At 53.4% G+C, this 16,783-nt stretch carries 14 protein-coding genes; 9 read left to right on the top strand and 5 right to left on the bottom strand.

Going from position 1 to position 16,783, the window contains the following annotated elements; translation table 11 throughout:
- Positions 1-8: 8 nt before the first annotated feature.
- Together ansA and sppA are read right to left on the bottom strand one after the other, a co-directional pair.
- Positions 9-1,028 carry an asparaginase gene (ansA, locus tag BLW37_RS03960; RefSeq protein WP_091339888.1) on the bottom strand — a complete coding sequence of 340 codons (1,020 nt, stop codon included), beginning with the start codon at positions 1,026-1,028 and terminating at the stop codon, positions 9-11.
- 60 nt (positions 1,029-1,088) lie between these two features.
- The gene (gene sppA / locus BLW37_RS03955; RefSeq protein WP_091339884.1) at positions 1,089-2,969 is read right to left on the bottom strand and encodes a signal peptide peptidase SppA; all 1,881 of its coding nucleotides are present in this window, start codon (positions 2,967-2,969) and stop codon (positions 1,089-1,091) included.
- 147 nt (positions 2,970-3,116) lie between these two features.
- Here sppA and BLW37_RS03950 point away from each other — a divergent pair, with 147 nt between their 5' ends.
- The 4 genes from BLW37_RS03950 (at position 3,117) to BLW37_RS03935 (ending at position 8,851) form a co-directional block, all read left to right on the top strand.
- Complete coding sequence (locus tag BLW37_RS03950; RefSeq protein WP_281248647.1) at positions 3,117-5,153, top strand: NADPH-dependent 2,4-dienoyl-CoA reductase; 2,037 nt, start codon at positions 3,117-3,119, stop codon at positions 5,151-5,153.
- 335 nt (positions 5,154-5,488) lie between these two features.
- Positions 5,489-6,721 (top strand): glucose-1-phosphate adenylyltransferase, encoded by a 1,233-nt coding sequence (gene glgC / locus BLW37_RS03945; protein ID WP_091341043.1) that lies wholly within the window; start codon positions 5,489-5,491, stop codon positions 6,719-6,721.
- 28 nt (positions 6,722-6,749) lie between these two features.
- Positions 6,750-8,156, top strand: a complete 1,407-nt coding sequence (locus BLW37_RS03940; protein ID WP_091339880.1) for a glycogen synthase — start codon at positions 6,750-6,752, stop codon at positions 8,154-8,156.
- Positions 8,157-8,293: 137 nt separating this feature from the next.
- The gene (locus BLW37_RS03935; protein ID WP_091339874.1) at positions 8,294-8,851 is read left to right on the top strand and encodes an NAD(P)H nitroreductase; all 558 of its coding nucleotides are present in this window, start codon (positions 8,294-8,296) and stop codon (positions 8,849-8,851) included.
- 68 nt (positions 8,852-8,919) lie between these two features.
- Here the strand turns inward: BLW37_RS03935 and asnS are convergent, their stop codons facing one another.
- Positions 8,920-10,320, bottom strand: a complete 1,401-nt coding sequence (asnS, locus tag BLW37_RS03930; RefSeq protein ID WP_091339871.1) for an asparagine--tRNA ligase — start codon at positions 10,318-10,320, stop codon at positions 8,920-8,922.
- 119 nt (positions 10,321-10,439) lie between these two features.
- Between asnS and BLW37_RS03925 the strand changes: the two genes are divergently transcribed.
- Positions 10,440-10,808 carry a hypothetical protein gene (locus BLW37_RS03925; protein ID WP_091339867.1) on the top strand — a complete coding sequence of 123 codons (369 nt, stop codon included), beginning with the start codon at positions 10,440-10,442 and terminating at the stop codon, positions 10,806-10,808.
- 12 nt (positions 10,809-10,820) lie between these two features.
- Here BLW37_RS03925 and bioA read toward each other — a convergent pair whose 3' ends face one another.
- Positions 10,821-12,092, bottom strand: coding sequence for an adenosylmethionine--8-amino-7-oxononanoate transaminase (bioA, locus tag BLW37_RS03920; protein ID WP_091339864.1), 1,272 nt, complete (start codon positions 12,090-12,092; stop codon positions 10,821-10,823).
- A gap of 106 nt (positions 12,093-12,198) precedes the next feature.
- Here bioA and bioB point away from each other — a divergent pair, with 106 nt between their 5' ends.
- Genes bioB through bioD form a run of 4 tightly spaced genes read left to right on the top strand, consistent with a single transcriptional unit; the run spans position 12,199 to position 15,916 of the window.
- The gene (gene bioB, locus BLW37_RS03915) at positions 12,199-13,239 is read left to right on the top strand and encodes a biotin synthase BioB (RefSeq protein ID WP_091339861.1); all 1,041 of its coding nucleotides are present in this window, start codon (positions 12,199-12,201) and stop codon (positions 13,237-13,239) included.
- A gap of 24 nt (positions 13,240-13,263) precedes the next feature.
- Positions 13,264-14,421 carry an aminotransferase class I/II-fold pyridoxal phosphate-dependent enzyme gene (locus BLW37_RS03910; protein ID WP_091339858.1) on the top strand — a complete coding sequence of 386 codons (1,158 nt, stop codon included), beginning with the start codon at positions 13,264-13,266 and terminating at the stop codon, positions 14,419-14,421.
- Positions 14,421-15,236, top strand: coding sequence for a methyltransferase domain-containing protein (locus BLW37_RS03905; protein WP_091339853.1), 816 nt, complete (start codon positions 14,421-14,423; stop codon positions 15,234-15,236). The genes BLW37_RS03910 and BLW37_RS03905 overlap by 1 nt, the downstream gene beginning before the upstream one ends.
- A complete protein-coding gene (gene bioD / locus BLW37_RS03900; protein WP_091339849.1) occupies positions 15,236-15,916 on the top strand; it encodes a dethiobiotin synthase in 681 nt (226 codons plus the stop codon). Before BLW37_RS03905 ends, bioD begins: the two co-directional genes overlap by 1 nt.
- On the opposite strand, the gene pepE is transcribed toward bioD, so the two are convergent.
- Complete coding sequence (gene pepE, locus BLW37_RS03895) at positions 15,913-16,617, bottom strand: dipeptidase PepE (protein WP_245785608.1); 705 nt, start codon at positions 16,615-16,617, stop codon at positions 15,913-15,915. The two genes, bioD and pepE, sit on opposite strands and share 4 nt — an antisense overlap.
- Between the last annotated feature and the right edge of the window lie 166 nt (positions 16,618-16,783).

Genomic DNA, 16,783 nt, shown 5'->3' with positions numbered 1-16,783 from the left:
TAGCGAGCTCAGTTTTTACTGAGCTCGCCGCGTAAATTGCGCTGCATCTGTTCACGCATATCCTTTGCACTCAGTGGCTGACTAAGCAGATAGTGTAGCTTGGTCAGAGTCGCTTCCAGAGTCATGTCGTAGCCACTGATCACGCCACGGGCCTGCAATGCATTGCCGGTGGCGTAGCCTTCCATATTCACTCTGCCACGAAAACACTGAGTACAGTTCACAATAATGCTACCGCGCTCAGTAGCCTGCTGTAAGGTGGCAAGCAATGCAGGTTCCTGTGGGGCATTGCCAACACCATAGGATTTAATAATCAGCGCTTTCACAGGAGCCGCCGCCATATTGGCAATTACATCCACACTGATGCCAGGGTAAAGAGTTACCACACTGATGGGTTGTGGTTGCACGTCAGCTACATTGAGTGCGTGATTGTGACGCTCGGTGGTACTCAGCGCACCAGCCTGCAAACGGATTTGAATGCCGGCTTCCAGCAAAGGTGGGTAGTTTGGCGAGGCGAATGCATTAAAGCCATCGGCATCCGCTTTGGTCGCACGGTTGCCGCGAAATAGTTGGTTGTTAAAGAACAGCGATACTTCATGGATAGGGTATTCAGCCGCCAGATAGAGCGCATTGAGCAAATTGACCTGGCCATCGCTGCGTAGCTGTGCCAAAGGGATTTGCGAGCCGGTCACAATCACCGGCTTTGCCAGGTTTTCCAACAAAAAAGACAGTGCGGAAGCAGTATAGGCCATGGTATCCGTGCCGTGCAGCACCACAAACCCATCGTACGCCTGGTAGTTGTGTTGGATATCTTTAGCGATTTGTAACCAGTGCGCTGGCGTCATATTGGATGAGTCGATCAGCTCAGGGTATTCATGGATGGTAAATTCCGGCATTTCAGGGCGGTAAAACTCCGGCATGCCCTGAACGGTTTGCGTTAAAAAACCAGGCGCAGGTACAAAACCTTGTGCTGATTTTTGCATGCCAATGGTACCGCCTGTGTAAGCGACGTAGATCCGTTTTTTACTCATGATTTGCCTCAAAAAAAGCCCGGCTTAAGCCGGGCATTGTAGCGGAGATCGTGCTTAGTGTCAGTCGATTTGACACAACAGGCAGAAGGCGTATAGCCCTTGCGGATCATTGAAGTTGCTTAAGGTCACAAAATCATGCCGCAGCTGTTGGGTTAACCGGCCTAGCGCCTGACGTTCCGGGCTGATGGCAGATTGAGGCAACCAGCCTTGATTTGCGGCGCCACCAAAGATATCGATCACCATTTGCTCAAAAGGAGACAGCTCATGACCAATTACTTTTACGTCGTAATGGCTTAAACCAGCTCGCTCTGCTGCGGCTGCAATAGCATCTTCAAAACCGCCCAGTTTATCGACTAAACCATACTCCAAAGCACGTTGACCGGTAAAAACCCGCCCCTGAGCAACCTTGTCGACTTCTTCAATGCTCATGCCGCGATGTTCACCCACCATGCTGAGGAAATCTTTATAGCCGCGCTCAATCAACAGTTGAAAAATATCTTTTTCACGCGGTTGCAACCCTTTATAAAACGGCAATCCCGAGCTCAAGCCCGACAGCTCAGTAGTACCGACACCGTCAACATTGACGCCCAGCGCATTGAAGCTGTCTTCCAGGCTGTGGAACAAACCAAAGATTCCAATGGAGCCAGTGATGGTGGTTGGTGATGCCCAGATTTCAGTGGCAGGGGCTGCAATCCAGTAACCACCGGAAGCGGCTACAGCGCCCATGGATGCAATCACAGGTTTACCAGCGTCACGCAGGGCTTGCACCTCGCGACCAATGATGTCTGAGGCAAAAGCACTGCCACCGCCGCTGTCAATGCGAAGAACCACGGCTTTGACTTTGTCATCACTGCGGGCGCGGCGCAGCATGGCAGCCGTACTCTCACCACCGATAGTACCGGCTTTGGCGCTACCATCAACAATCATCCCGCGGGCGACAACAACGGCTACCTTGTCGGTCAGCGGATTATCCATTTGACGTTTAGGCACCACCAGGCTGCGGTAGTCGTCAAAAGTGACCTGGTTAAAGGTATGGTTGTCGTTTTGACCAACCAGCTCAATCATTTTCCGGCGAAACTCTTGCTGAGTACTCAGTTGGTCCACCAGGCCAAGTGTCAGTGCCATCTGCGCCAGGTCACCATCGTGTTGCTGCAGGTGCTTATAAAATTCATCATGGGTTTCAATAAAGCTTTCGACGGTAAAGTCACGACGCTCTGCCACCATGGCTTTGTAGCTATCCCATAAATCATTCAGCCAAAACAGCGTATCTTGCCTGGCTTCTTCGGACATATCATCACGGATAAAAGGTTCGACCGCTGATTTATAAGTGCCAACCCGAAATACATGAGTGTTCACCTTTAACTTTTCCAGCGCGCTTTTGTAATACATGGGAAAACTGCCATAGCCTTCCAGCAAGACTGCGCCTTGAGGGTCCAGGTGAACTTCATTGGCATGGCTGGCAAGGAAGTACTGATTTTGGCCAAAAAATGCGCCCCTGGCATAGATGTTTTTGCCAGCAGCTTTAAAGTTGTCCAGCTCGGCACCGATGGCATGCAGTTTATCCAGTGAAGCCCTGCGAAGGCCGGATAAATCCAAAACCATGGCCTGAATACGGTCATCATGAGTGGCTTGCTGTACTACGCGCAATACATCGGAGACGAGAATTTCATTAGGCTCAGACTGGCCGCCAAAGCTTTCATTTAAAATGGTGGCGATGGGATCAACAAAGCGCTTCTCTTCTACCAAATCACCGTTTAAATTCAACACCAGGGCTGAAGTAGCCGGCACCTCGACTGTATCTTTGCTACTAAAGATGCTGATAAGGAAGATCAGCACAATCAGAATAAACAAGGTATTCAAAATCAAGGAACGAAACACTTTGTAACCACGCCAGATGCCTCCGAAGAAGCGCCGCACGATTCCAGGGCTAGCTGTAGACATACGAATTCCTACACAACATTAAAAACAAAATTAGGTCATACTATGCTAGCGAATTTAGCGGCTAAAGATAACTGCAATTTGTAAGCAAATGTACATATTGCGTATCTGGGGTAAAACAGCTACCCTCTAACGGATACGTCAACAGGTATGACCAGAGAGGGCGATGTGGCTTACCAACATTTAATGCAGCCTTTGGACTTGGGCTTTACCCAGCTTCGTAACCGCGTAGTGATGGGGTCCATGCACACAGGCTTAGAAGAAGAAAAAAACGGCTTTAGCAAACTGGCTGCTTTTTATGCAGAACGGGCAAAAGGTGGTGTGGGTTTAATTATTACCGGCGGTATCAGCCCGAATTTCCGTGGCAACCTGGTGCCTTTTGGTAGTCAGTTGAGTTTTGGCTGGCAGGTAAAGAAACACATTCAGGTGACCGAAGCGGTGCATGCCGAAGGTGCGAAAATCTGTTTGCAGCTGCTGCATGCCGGCCGTTATGGCTACCATCCATTCAATGTGGCGCCAAGTAAGATCAAGTCGCCAATCACGCCTTTTACGCCATCTGAAATGTCGAAGCGGCAAATCAACAATACCATCGCTGATTTTGCCAAGGCGGCAGCACTCGCCAAGAAAGCGGGCTACGATGGGGTGGAGATCATGGGGTCGGAAGGCTACCTGATTAATCAGTTTATATGCCAGCGTACCAATCAGCGTAAAGATGACTGGGGTGGTGACTTTACCAATCGCATTCGTTTTCCGCTCGAAACCATCAAAGCGGTTCGTCAGCGCTGTGGCGAAGACTTTATTATTGTGTATCGTTTGTCGATGCTGGATCTGGTGGAGGATGGCAACAGTTACGACGAAGTAGTTGAGTTGGCTAAAGCTGTGGCTGAGGCTGGGGTGACGATCATCAATACCGGCATCGGCTGGCACGAAGCCCGCATTCCAACCATTACCACCCGGGTGCCGCGTGCTGCCTTTAGCTGGATCACCGAGCGGGTCCGTAAAGAAATCGATATTCCGGTGATGGCGACCAACCGAATTAATACACCACAAGTGGCAGAGGACATCCTGGCGCATGGCCAGGCCGATATGGTCTGCATGGCACGGCCGTTTTTAGCCGACGCTGATTTTGTCAATAAAGCGGCTGCCAACAAAGCCGATGAAATCAACACCTGCATTGCCTGCAACCAAGCATGCCTTGATCACGTTTTTCAGAAAAAGCGTGCCAGTTGTTTGGTGAACCCGCGCGCTTGTTATGAAACTGAGCTGAACTTTGAACCTGCAGCAGCGCCCAAAAAGCTGGCGGTGGTCGGTGCTGGTCCGGCCGGGCTTGCATTTAGCGTGTATGCAGCGCAGCGTGGACATCAGGTCACCTTGTTTGATAAATCGCATCAAATTGGCGGTCAGTTTAATTACGCCAAACAAATTCCGGGCAAAGAGGAGTTTTATGAAACTCTGCGTTACTTTGGCCGGATGCTGGAGTTGCACCATATTGAACTGCGCTTAAACAGCGAGCAAAGCGTGGAGTCCTTGCAACAAGCCGGTTTCGATGAGGTGATTCTGGCCACTGGTATAGTGCCGCGCCCGGTTGATATTGAAGGCATTGATCACCCCATGGTGTTGAGTTATCTGGATGTGCTGCGTGATCACAAGGCGGTTGGTAAAAATGTTGCCATCATAGGTGCTGGTGGTATTGGCTTTGATGTCGCAGAGTACTTGACCGAAAACAACTCACTGACTTTGCAGCCGGATGCGTGGTTAAAGGAGTGGGGTGTGGATAAGGCCTACCAGGCTCGAGGTGCTTTACTGCCAGATCACCGACCCGAGCCGGCAGCACGCAAAATTTATCTGTTGCAGCGCAAAACCACCAAAGTAGGAGCTGGCCTTGGCAAAACGTCTGGCTGGGCGCACCGAGCTTCGCTAAAAAGCAAAGGGGTAGAAAGCATCGCCGGTGTGCAATACCGCAAGGTGGATGATCATGGTCTCTGGATTGAAATTGGTGGTGAAGAACGCTGCCTGCAAGTTGATAATGTTATTATTTGTGCGGGTCAAATGCCGCTGCGGGCATTGCAAGCTGGTCTTGAAGCAACCGGTGTGCCTGTGCATTTAATTGGAGGTGCCGACGTGGCCGCCGAGCTGGATGCGAAACGCGCCATTCGCCAGGGGGCCGAACTGGCTGCCCGGATTTAGTGTTTGTTTTACCTTGCTGCCTTAGCTGGCAGCAAGGTATTTTCTGCCGTCAGTTCCCCTTTGTTTTCAGCTTTCCTTGTTGCCAGCAGCAAGCTTTGCTAGCCTGAAGAATAGCAGGTGCATACTCGCCCCTGTTTGGTGCGTACAAAAGCCGCCTTTTGCTGCATGCTGGTGCAGTTGTCATGACAGTGACATACCGGCAGCCTAAATTACCACATACGTATGCAATGTAAGCGGCTATACTGCAATGTGCCCATGACTTCGTCAAAATGGCCTCAGCTTTGCAGAGCTCTGTTTGCTATCTGATTTTTTTTATCTATTCACAGGGAGTTGGTATGTCAGGTGTGTTAACCATGATTTTAGCCGGGGGGGAGGGGACGCGACTGGCGCCACTGACCGGGATTCGTGCCAAGCCGGCGGTGCCTTTTGGTGGCAATTATCGCATTATTGATTTTGTACTGAACAATTTTGTCAACTCGGATTTTTTGCAAATCTTCGTGATTACCCAATTTAAATCGCACTCTCTGATGAAGCACCTGGGCCGTGCCTGGCGGGTATCGGGGTTAACCAATCGGTTTATCGATCCTATCCCGGCTCAGATGCAAACTGGCAAACACTGGTACCTGGGTACTGCCGATGCGATCTATCAGAACCTGCATCTGATCCATGGGTTGGATCCAGAGCAAGTATGCATTTTCGGTGGCGATCATATTTACAAGATGGATGTGCGGCAAATGCTGGATTTTCACCGTCAAAACAATGCCAGCATGACGGTGGCTGCCATCCCGGTGCCCGTGGCTGACGCCCATCATTTTGGTGTTATCGAAGTGGATGCTAACGGCAAAATGATTGGCTTTGAAGAAAAGCCACAAGCCAACCCTAAAACCATACCCGGTCGACCGGATTATGTGCTGGCTTCGATGGGCAACTACATCTTTGAAAAAGGCTGCTTGATCGACAGCCTTGAAACCGACGCGGCGGATCCGGATTCCAGCCACGACTTTGGAAAAAACATTATCCCGAAACTGTACCCGGGTGGCGATGTCTATGTGTATGATTTTTCAAGTAATATGATTCGTGGTGAGCAGGAGATATCCCGTGGCTACTGGCGTGATGTTGGCACACTCGATTCTTATTATGAAGCCAATATGGATCTGATTGCTGTGATCCCGCCGTTTGACCTATACAACCGCTACTGGCCACTGCGCAGTTACACACCGCCAATGCCACCGGCTAAGTTTGTGCACGACGAAGCCAACCGCACCGGTCAGGCCATTAGCTCCATGGTCTCCTCAGGCTGCATCATTAGTGGCTCCATCGTTTATCACTCCATTCTTGGCTACAATGTGCATGTACACAGCCATGCTTACATAGAAAAATGTGTGTTGATGGGCAACAACGACATTGGTCGGGGCTGCCGCATTCGCCGTGCCATCATCGATAAAGATGTGAAGATCGCGCCCAATACGGTCATTGGCGAAGACATGAGTCTGGATCGCCAGCGTTTTCATGTTTCCGAGGGCGGTGTTATTGTGATCCCTAAAGGAGCCCGGGTTGGCTTTGATTAAATCTGGCGTTAAAAAAAAGGTTCGTTGAATGCGTATTTTGATGTTATGCAGTGAGTACGAAGGGCTGATAAAAACCGGCGGCCTTGCTGATGCCTGCCGGGGCCTGACCAAATCTCTGGTCGATGCCGGTCATCAGGTTGTGGTGTTGCTGCCGAAGTACGGCAGTTTGTATGAGCTAAAAACACAGGATTGGCAATCGGTGTATCTGACGCTTGGTCAGCGTCCTTTTGGCTGCGCAGTGCGTCATCTGAACCAGGATGGCGTTTCCGTTGGGCTCATTGAGCATCATGAGTTTTTCCAGCGGCTGCGTCCCTACGACGATGGTGAACACGGCTATGCCGATAACCCGCTGCGTTTTGCTTTTTTTTGCAAAGCAGCCCTGACCTGGTGCCGGGAACAGGGGTTTTGTCCGGATATCATTCACGGCCACGATTGGCAAACTGCGCTGGCTGGCGTCTATTTGCAGCAGGAACAGGCGCAGGATGACTTTTTTGCTAATAGCCGTTTTGTGTTTACCATTCACAATGGGGCTTATCAGGAAGTGGTGGCAGCCAGCTGGGCCAGCCAACTGGAGCTGTCGGAAAGTGCGGAGCCAGTCAACCTGTTGCAGCAAGGCATTCTAACGGCTAGCAAGTTAAATACCGTCAGCAGCGGTTACCGCGATGAGTTACTAAGTGAGCCGGCCGCCAATGGTTTAGCCGCGCTTTACCAGCAACGCCAGGCTGATTTTCGCGGTATCCTAAATGGCTGTGATTACAGCCTGTGGCATCCTGCCGAGGACCCGCATTTGGTAGCCAATTACGATTGGCCGGATCTGTCGGGCAAAGCAGCCTGCAAAACCTGGCTGCGTCAGCATCATCAGCTGCCGGACAAGCCTGTGCCGCTGTATGTAGCGGTGAGCCGTATTACCAGCCAAAAAGGTTTTGATTACCTGCTGCCGGCTCTGGCGCAGTGGCTGCCGACCACGGATTCTCAGGTGTTGATTATGGGGACCGGGGAGCGACAATACACCGAGGCTTTGTTTGCATTGGCGGCTCGTTTTAAAGGTCAGATGAGCTTTGTGATGGGCTTTGATGAAGCGATGGCACATAAAATTGAAGCCGGCGGCGATTTTTTTCTGATGCCGTCTTTATTTGAACCCTGTGGTCTGAATCAGATTTACAGTTTGCGCTATGGCACCTTGCCCATTGTGCGGGCAACAGGTGGCCTGAAAGATACGGTGGTGCCTTACCCAGAGCCCGATGCAACCGGCTTGCATTTTGGACCGGCAACAGCGGCTGCACTGGTAAAGGTGTTGCAGCAAGCCGATGCACTGTATCAGGACAAGCCGGCTTATCTGGTCATGCAACAACGCGGTATGGCGCAGCTCTTCAGTTGGCAGCAGGCACGCGAGCAGTACGAAGCGCTGTACCAGGCAGCTTTGGCAGAAAACTGAGCAGTCTGAGTGATTCCTCAGCGGTTGACCTGACTCGGGCATAAATTGCAGCAAAAGCCGTAGGCAGCCTGAACAACTTCTGATAGCCTTATTACCAACTTTGAAATCGCAGTTTTGTTCTGAGAAAAGGTTTGATGATGGATGCGATCACGCTACTGACTACACGACAATCTTGTCCGCGTTTAATTGAACCAGCCCCGCAGGGGGAGGCTCTGGAACTGATCAAGCAGGCGGCGCTGCGGGTACCGGATCATGGTGCTTTGCGGCCATGGCGCTTTCTAATTGTGCAGGGCCGTTCATCCTTAGAGCGTTTAGGGGATATTTTCGCCGAAGCCGCGGTGGAGGATGATCCGTCCATTTCCAATGATCTGCTGGAGCGGGCCCGGCAGTTGCCGCTGCGGGCGCCAATGGTGATTGTTTGCATCGCCCGTTGCAACAGCGAGTCGAAAATCCCGCTGCATGAGCAACTGCAATCTGCTGCCTGTTCCGTGATGGCAATGCAGCAAGCCGCTTTTGCCCAAGGCTATGGCAGCATGTGGCGCACCGGCATGTATGCCGAGATGGAGTTTGTCAAACAATCGCTGGAGTTGGGTGAAGACGATGAAATTGTCGGTTTTTTGTATCTGGGGACGCCAGCTACGAAGGTGCCGCAGCGGCCTGCGCTAGATCCTACCGACTTCTTTGCCGACTTTTAAGGCTACAATGTTAAAAAACATCAGCCCCGCAGTAGCGGGGCTGATTCGTTTGGCGTGGCAGCGCTTGCTTAGAAATCGGCGTTGCCAGGGGTACGAGGGAAGGGGATCACATCGCGTACATTGCCCATACCGGTGACATAACTCACCAGCCGCTCAAAACCCAGACCAAAACCAGAGTGTGGCACGGTGCCATAACGGCGCAAATCGCGGTACCAGCTGTAATCGTCTTTGTTCAGGCCCATGGCTGCCAGCCGCTCATCCAGCTTGTCGAGACGCTCTTCACGCTGGCTGCCGCCGATGATTTCACCAATGCCGGGTGCCAAAATGTCCATTGCAGCTACGGTTTTTCCGTCTTCGTTCAGGCGCATGTAGAAGGCTTTGATGTCTTTTGGATAATTTTGCAAAATGATGGGCGCGCCCACATGCTCTTCAGCCAGGTAGCGCTCGTGTTCGGATTGTAAATCAATGCCCCATTCCACTGGGTAGTTAAAAGTTTTACCGCAGTTTTGCAGGATCTCAATGGCATCGGTGTAGTCCATCCGCACAAAGCTGGAGTCCACCATCTTTTGCAAGCGATTGACGGCATCTTTATCGACCCGCTCGGCAAAGAAGGCCATGTCGTCGGCACGCTCTTCCAGCACCGCTTTGAACACGTACTTCAGCATGTCTTCGGCCAACTGGGCCACATCGGCCAGTTCGGCAAAAGCCACTTCCGGTTCAATCATCCAGAATTCAGCCAGGTGACGGCTGGTATTGGAGTTCTCGGCGCGAAAGGTCGGGCCAAAGGTGTAGACCTTGGAGAGGGCGCAGCAGTAAGTTTCTACGTTCAGCTGGCCGGATACGGTCAGGAAGGTCTCGCGGTCAAAGAAATCTTTGCTGTAATCCACTTTACCGGCCTCGGTGCGTGGCAGGTTTTCCAGATCCAGCGTACTAACGCGGAACATCTCGCCAGCGCCTTCGGTGTCCGAGCCGGTGATGATGGGGGTGCTGATCCAGTAAAAGCCGCGCTGATGGAAAAAGCGGTGCACGGCTTGCGCCAGACAGTTGCGTACCCGGGTCACAGCGCCATGGATATTGGTGCGAGGCCGCAGGTGGGCAAATTCACGCAGGTACTCCATCGAATGGCGCTTCGGTGCCATTGGGTAGGTATCCGGGTTTTCCACCCAACCAATCACGGTTACCGAGCTGGCCTGAATTTCAAACTGCTGGCCCTGGCCTTCGGAGCGGGCAATAGTGCCGCTCACTACCACGGAGCAGGCAGTGGTCAGGCGTTTGACTTCGCTCTCATAATTCGGCAATTCAGCAGGCACCACCGCCTGCACGGCATCAAAGCAGCTGCCATCGTGCACAGCGACAAAGGAAATACCGGCTTTGGAGTCGCGCTTGGTGCGCACCCAGCCTTTAACAGTGACGGTATCGCCAACAGCGTAGCGACCGCTTAAAACATCATGAATCACAGCATCGGACATGCTAGAAAGCTCCGTGTAAGTTGGAAACCTGGCGGTTAAACTTGGTCAAATGATTAAGACGTGTAATGATACTGACGCAGTGACTGAACACAAGTAAAACTTAGGTTTTTAGCGCGTATATGACCACAGAACACAGTGCTTTTAAAAATGATCGTCGTCAGGGGCCGGATCTGGTACGCCAGCTGTTTGCCTGGCTGGCGGTACTGGCCTGGGTACTGTTTATTTTGGCTTTGTTGCTGGTGCATTATGCCCGGCCGGAAATGGATACTGGCCTGGTGCGTTACTGGGACATTGAAATTCGCGGTGACTGGCACCCGGCGCTGACCAACTGGTTACAGGCCATGCTGTATGGCACGGCGCTGCTTAGCGCCATCAGCCTGGTGTTAAACCGGCTGCGCTTGCGCCGTAAAGATGATCGGCTGCACTTTAACCTGGTGATCCTGCTGCTGGCCTCTATCGCGCTGGGGCTTTATCTGCTGCGTCTCTAAGCCTTGATTGTTTTACTTCAAAACGGCGCGTCGCATCGACCAGCATAAACGACTGATTTGCTCCGGGCTGATAAGGAAAGGCGGCATCAAATAAATCAGCCGGTTAAAAGGCCGGATCCAAACGCCATCCTCAACAAAGTGCTGTTGCAGCTTAGCCACATCGACGCTTTGATGCATCTCCAGCACGCCAATGGCTCCCAGTACCCGTACTTCTTTCACCAAAGGTGATGCCTGACAAGGGGCCAGCTCAGCGCGGAGTTGGGCTTCAATCGCCGCTACCTGTTGTTGCCAGTGGCCAGCCCGAATTAAACCGATACTGGCATTGGCCACCGCGCAGGCTAGTGGGTTGGCCATAAAGGTCGGGCCATGCATCAGGCCGCCAGCCTCGCTCTGGCTGACGCCAAGCGCCACCTGATCGGTGCACAGTGTCGCCGCCATGGTCAGGTAGCCGCCGGTTAAGGCTTTGCCTAAACAAAGGATATCGGCAGCAATCTTGGCCTTTTCACAAGCAAACAGGCTGCCGGTACGGCCAAAGCCGGTAGCAATCTCGTCGGCAATCAGCAGCACTTCAAATTCATCGCACAGGGCACGACAACCCGCCAGGTAGTCGGGGTGATAAAAACGCATGCCGCCATAGCCTTGCACAATAGGCTCCAGGATCAGAGCAGCGATCTGTGTATGGCGATGCAGCAGCAGTTGACGCAAGGGCTGCAGACTTTCAGGCCGGAACTCGCTGTGATAGGGACTGTCCGGTGCCGGTATAAAATGATGCTGCGGCAGCAATTTGCTGAACATGCTGTGCATGCTGTCGATCGGATCGCAGACCGCCATAGCGGCAAAGGTATCGCCATGATACCCCTTACGCAGGCTAATCAACTCGGTTTTATCGGTGTTACCCATGCCTTGCCAGTACTGCAGCGCCATCTTAATGGCCACTTCCACGGCGATGGAGCCACTGTCGGCCAGGAACACTTTTGTTAATGAGGCTGGGGTCATCGCCAGCAGCTGCTGGCAAAGTGTCACCGCCTGTGGATGGGTAATGCCACCAAACATCACATGGGCCATCTGGCCAAGCTGGTCGGTCAGGGCCTGGTCCAGTACCGGGTGGCGGTAACCATGCACTGCTGACCACCAGGAGGCTGTCCCATCCACCAGTCGCTGACCATTTTCCAGGATCAGCTCGCAGCCCTCGGCTGCTACCACCGGATACACCGGCAACGGATCGATCATCGAGGTATAGGGGTGCCAAATATGCTCCCGGTCAAACGTCAAATTAATGCTCATAAAGTAGCCATCAGTAAAGTTGTGTGTGCAAATCAGATTGACAAGTCAGGGCTGGCGGCTAGACTAGCGAAAAATCACTCGAACCACAATCCAAACGGGGATCCTCATGTCTACAGCCATTCGTCACGACTGGAGCTTAGCTGAAGTGAACGCTTTGTTCGCCTTGCCATTCAATGATCTGCTATTTCAGGCCCAGACGGTGCATCGTCAGCACTTTACCCCGAACGAGGTGCAGGTCAGCACCTTGTTGTCGATTAAAACCGGTGCCTGCGCCGAAGATTGTAAATACTGCCCGCAAAGCGGCCACTACAACACCGGGCTGGAGCGTGAGCGCCTGCTGGAGGTAGAAAAAGTACTGCGTCAGGCCCAGGCTGCCAAAGAAAAAGGCGCTACCCGGTTTTGCATGGGCGCCGCCTGGAGCAACCCCAAGCAGCGTGACATGCCGTATCTGATTGAAATGGTGCGTGGTGTAAAGGCGATGGGGCTGGAAACCTGCATGACGCTGGGCATGATTGACACAGAGCAGGCGCAGAGCCTGGCATCCGCTGGCCTGGATTACTACAACCACAATCTGGATACCTCGCCGGAATTTTATGGCGAAATCATTACCACGCGTACCTATCAGGACCGGCTGGATACCTTGCAGCATGTGCGCGATGCCGGCATGAAAGTCTGCTGTGGCGGCATTCTGGGGATGGGGGAGTCGGCCAACGACCGGTCGGCCTTGCTGATGCAACTGGCGAACCTGCCGGAGCATCCGGAAAGTGTGCCGATTAATATGTTGGTAAAAGTACAGGGCACACCGCTGGAGAATGTTGATGATATGGACGCTTTTGATTTTGTCCGTGCCATCGCGGTAGCCCGCATTATGATGCCGGCCAGCCATGTGCGGCTCTCGGCTGGCCGCAGCCGGATGAACGAGCAAATGCAGGCGCTGTGCTTCTTTGCCGGGGCCAATTCGATTTTCTATGGTGACAAGCTTTTAACCACCGACAACCCGGAAGCCGATGCCGATAGGCAGTTGTTTGCCAAGCTGGGCATTCGTCCAGAGCAGCGCCAGGATGTGTCGGACGAAGCGCACGCGCTGGCACTGGCCGATGCCATTAAAGAGCAGCAGCAAGCGCCGCTGTACCATGCTGCCAACTAAGCGATAGCCTGCTGAGCCGGTGTTATGACACAATTCGCTACCATGCAACAGGCACTTACCAAACGCCGGCAGCAGCAACTGCATCGCAGCCAGCGCTGCATGCAGCCGCTGCCAGATGGCATGGTGCGGGTGCAGGGTAAAGATTACCTGAACTTTTCCGGCAACGACTACCTTGGTCTGGCGCAGGATCCTGCCGTGTTAGTCGCGCTAACTGAAGGGGCTAGCCGTTTTGGCCTGGGCAGTACCGGCTCGCCTTTGGTGACCGGGTTTCAGTATCCGCATCAGGCGCTCAGCGAACTGCTGTGCGACTGGCTGGGCTTTGATGAGGTGCTGCTGTTTAGCTCCGGCTTTGCTGCCAATCAGGCGATGCTGCAGACCCTGGTAGCGAACGACGAGCGCATCCTGCTGGATAAGCTAAGCCATGCCTCGCTGATTGATGCGGCCACCGCTCATGCCGGTGGTTTTAAACGCTTTTTGCACAATGATCTGAGTTCGTTGCACCAGCTACTGACCCAACACCCTGCAGGCAAAGCCGTGGTGGTGACCGAAGGGGTTTTTAGCATGGATGGCGACAGCCCGGATCTGGCTGCTATGGCAGCGCTTTGTGGACAGCATCAGGCACCTTTGCTGCTGGATGATGCTCATGGCCTTGGCGTGTTTGGCGCTGAGGGGCGGGGCAGCTGGCAGCTGCAAGGGGTAGCGTCTTCCCAGTTGCAGGCCTTGATGGCGAACTTTGGTAAAGCGCTGGGTGGCTCAGGGGGCTTTATTGCAGCTTCTGCCACCGTGATTGATTACCTGCGCCAGTTTGGCCGTCATTACATTTACAGCACGGCTTTATCGCCGGCGCTGTGCTGGGCGCAGCGCAAAGCGGTGCAGCTGTGCCGGCAGGATGAGTGGCGGCGCGAACGTTTGCAGCAGCATCTGTGCTTGTTTAAACAGCTGGCGCAGGCAGCTGATATACCGCTATTGCCATCTGGCTCTGCCATTCAGCCGGTGCTGGTTGGTGATGCCAGCCGCTGTCTGGCACTGAGTCAGGCGTTACAACAGAAGGGCATCTGGCTGACAGCAATCCGTCCGCCAACCGTTGCTGCCGGCAAAGCCCGGCTTCGTATTACCCTAAGCGCAGCCCATCAGCCAGAGCACATCCGTAGGCTGGTGGCTGCTTTGCAGGAGCTGTTTTAATGTCTGTTCAGGCGCACGCCATTGCCCGCCATTTTGGCAAAGCCTGCCAAAGTTACAGTAACGCGGCACGTTTGCAGCGGTTAACTGGTTACGCGATACTAAATGGGCTGCCGGCTGAGCCCAGGGGGTGCCTGCTGGATCTGGGCTGTGGCCCGGCCTGGCTGCATCCGGAGCTGGTGCAGCGCGGCAACACCCTGCTGGCGGTTGATCTCAGTGCCGGTATGCTGCACCAGGCCCGTCAGTTGGGTTTAGCCAAAGCCTACATTCAGGCCGATGCGGCTGCCTTGCCGCTACCCCCGGCTTCGGTACGACGGGTTTTCTCCAACTTAATGCTGCAGTGGTGTCCTAAGCCTGGCGAGGTCGCTGCCGAGCTTGAGCGCGTGCTGCAAAGCGGCGGCACGGTGAACCTTAGTACCTTGCTGCACGGTACTTTAGCCGAGTTACGCCAGGCCTTTTTGGCGCTTAAGCTGAGGCCACACGTCAATCAGTTTCTGACTGCCGAAGCGCTGCTTTTGGCCATGCAGCAGGGTGCTCCGACGATTGACTGGCAATTGCAGAGCGAAACAGTGCAGTTTAGCTATCCGGATGTGCTGGCGCTTGGGCGGGAACTTAAATCGCTCGGTGCCAATTATGTGCCGGATAAAGAGCGCAAAGGCCTGACCGGGCGCAGTTACTGGCAGCAGTTGCAGCAGGCTTATCCAAAACTGCCTGGCAATGCGCAAGCAGGGTACTTAGAAAACAGCACTGCAGATACCGCAGCAGATACAATCATAGCCAGTTATCAAGTGGCTTATTTGACCGGAGTAAAGCGCTGATGCACAGCTTTTTTGTCACTGGTACCGATACCGATGCCGGTAAAACTTACGTCAGCCGAGCTTTATTACAAGGGCTGGCTCAGGCCGGTTACCGTGCTATTGGTGCCAAGCCAATAGCGGCCGGGGTCGATAGTTCCGGCAAGAACCCGGATGCGCTGGCACTGCAAACGGCCAGCTCCGTGCTACTGGACTATGCGGCTATCAATCCCATCTTGTTGCAAGCGGCGGTAGCACCGCACCTGGCGGCTGTTATAGAGCAGCAACCTCTGGATGAAACGGTGCTCAGTCAGCAGCTGACGGAGCTGAAGCAACAAGCCGAGCTGGTGCTGGTAGAAGGTGCTGGTGGCTGGTTGTTGCCGTTATCGGACAGTCGTTACCTGGCCGATTGGGTGGCAGAGCAGCAACTACCGGTACTCCTGGTGGTAGGGATGAAACTGGGCTGTTTGAATCATGCCATGCTGACGGTGCGTGAAATCGAGCGCTCTGGTCTGTGCTTGCTCGGCTGGGTAGCCAATTGCATCGATCCTGCTATGCAGCTGCAGCAGGAAAATATTGCGGATTTGCAGCAGCGCATACCAGCACCATGTCTTGGCGTGCTGCCATATCAGCCAGCCGGCACCAGTCAAACGCAGCAACAGGCGCTGGCCAGAGCCCTGTTGGCGCAGCTAAAGCCCGATTAAACCAGTAACGCGGACAGATCGCTGCCAGCGCCAAGGGCGGCTTTGTTGCCCGCTAAAAATTGGTATGCGCCAGGCTCACCCAATACCGTGAGCTGATTGCCCTGACGCACTAACGCACTGCCTTCCGGTAAAGCAATGATTGGCATCTCAGGCTCCAACACCATAAACTCTGCCAGACGCATATCGCGGGTTTCTCCATGAAAATCGGCCGGGTGCTGATTGGTGTAATGCGGGTTGAGCTGAAACGGCAACAAGCCAAGCGCTTCAAACGACTCCGGCTGCACAATCGGCATATCGTTGGTGGTGCGGATGCTCAAGCCGGTCAGGTTGGCACCGGCGCTCCAGCCAATGTAGGGTAGCTCTTTGGTTACGCGTTTTTTGATTAAGTCCAGTAAATTCAGCTGCTGCAGCCGTTGCAGCAAGGCAAAGGTATTGCCGCCTCCTACCAGAATAGCCTCAGCTTGCTCGATGGCGGTGGCCGGGTTGTCAAACCGATGCAGGCTATCGACCGTAATATCTATCGGTGCGAGTGCTTCAGCGACTTTGGCTTGATAGGCATCAAAGTCGATGCTCACCCCGGCATAAGGGACAAACAGCAAACGCGAACAGCCGTTAAGATGCTGCTTTATCCAGGGCAGGTAAGGCACCAGGTAATCGCTGTTATTCACTTTGGAACTGCTCAGGGCTAAAAGCTGCATCATTGTCTCCATGGGTCGAATTGGGGGCAGGTTGTGATAAAGAGGAAGCCAAGTGTACGGAAGCAAGCACAAGCTGACAACTTTGCTTACACTCTTTCAGCGCGCTTTTCATCGCGTATTCATTGAAAATTCAGCCGGCAGCCCTATATTAGTGGCAGTATTGATTTTA

Source organism: Alkalimonas amylolytica (assembly GCF_900107845.1).
Classification (GTDB): Bacteria; Pseudomonadota; Gammaproteobacteria; order Enterobacterales; family Alteromonadaceae; genus Alkalimonas; species Alkalimonas amylolytica.
The sequence above is the reverse complement of the archived record's forward strand: the minus strand, read 5'-3'. Positions and strand labels throughout refer to the sequence as shown.

What these genes read in the sequence shown, in the direction of transcription:
- sppA (WP_091339884.1), bottom strand. Translation starts at nt 2,969, where the DNA reads ATGTCTACAGCTAGCCCTGGAATCGTGCGGCGCTTCTTCGGAGGCATC.
- bioD (WP_091339849.1), top strand. Translation starts at nt 15,236, where the DNA reads ATGCACAGCTTTTTTGTCACTGGTACCGATACCGATGCCGGTAAAACT.
- BLW37_RS03910 (WP_091339858.1), top strand. Translation starts at nt 13,264, where the DNA reads ATGACACAATTCGCTACCATGCAACAGGCACTTACCAAACGCCGGCAG.
- BLW37_RS03935 (WP_091339874.1), top strand. Translation starts at nt 8,294, where the DNA reads ATGGATGCGATCACGCTACTGACTACACGACAATCTTGTCCGCGTTTA.
- ansA (WP_091339888.1), bottom strand. Translation starts at nt 1,028, where the DNA reads ATGAGTAAAAAACGGATCTACGTCGCTTACACAGGCGGTACCATTGGC.
- bioB (WP_091339861.1), top strand. Translation starts at nt 12,199, where the DNA reads ATGTCTACAGCCATTCGTCACGACTGGAGCTTAGCTGAAGTGAACGCT.
- asnS (WP_091339871.1), bottom strand. Translation starts at nt 10,320, where the DNA reads ATGTCCGATGCTGTGATTCATGATGTTTTAAGCGGTCGCTACGCTGTT.
- pepE (WP_245785608.1), bottom strand. Translation starts at nt 16,617, where the DNA reads ATGATGCAGCTTTTAGCCCTGAGCAGTTCCAAAGTGAATAACAGCGAT.
- BLW37_RS03925 (WP_091339867.1), top strand. Translation starts at nt 10,440, where the DNA reads ATGACCACAGAACACAGTGCTTTTAAAAATGATCGTCGTCAGGGGCCG.
- glgC (WP_091341043.1), top strand. Translation starts at nt 5,489, where the DNA reads ATGTCAGGTGTGTTAACCATGATTTTAGCCGGGGGGGAGGGGACGCGA.
- BLW37_RS03905 (WP_091339853.1), top strand. Translation starts at nt 14,421, where the DNA reads ATGTCTGTTCAGGCGCACGCCATTGCCCGCCATTTTGGCAAAGCCTGC.
- BLW37_RS03940 (WP_091339880.1), top strand. Translation starts at nt 6,750, where the DNA reads ATGCGTATTTTGATGTTATGCAGTGAGTACGAAGGGCTGATAAAAACC.
- BLW37_RS03950 (WP_281248647.1), top strand. Translation starts at nt 3,117, where the DNA reads ATGACCAGAGAGGGCGATGTGGCTTACCAACATTTAATGCAGCCTTTG.
- bioA (WP_091339864.1), bottom strand. Translation starts at nt 12,092, where the DNA reads ATGAGCATTAATTTGACGTTTGACCGGGAGCATATTTGGCACCCCTAT.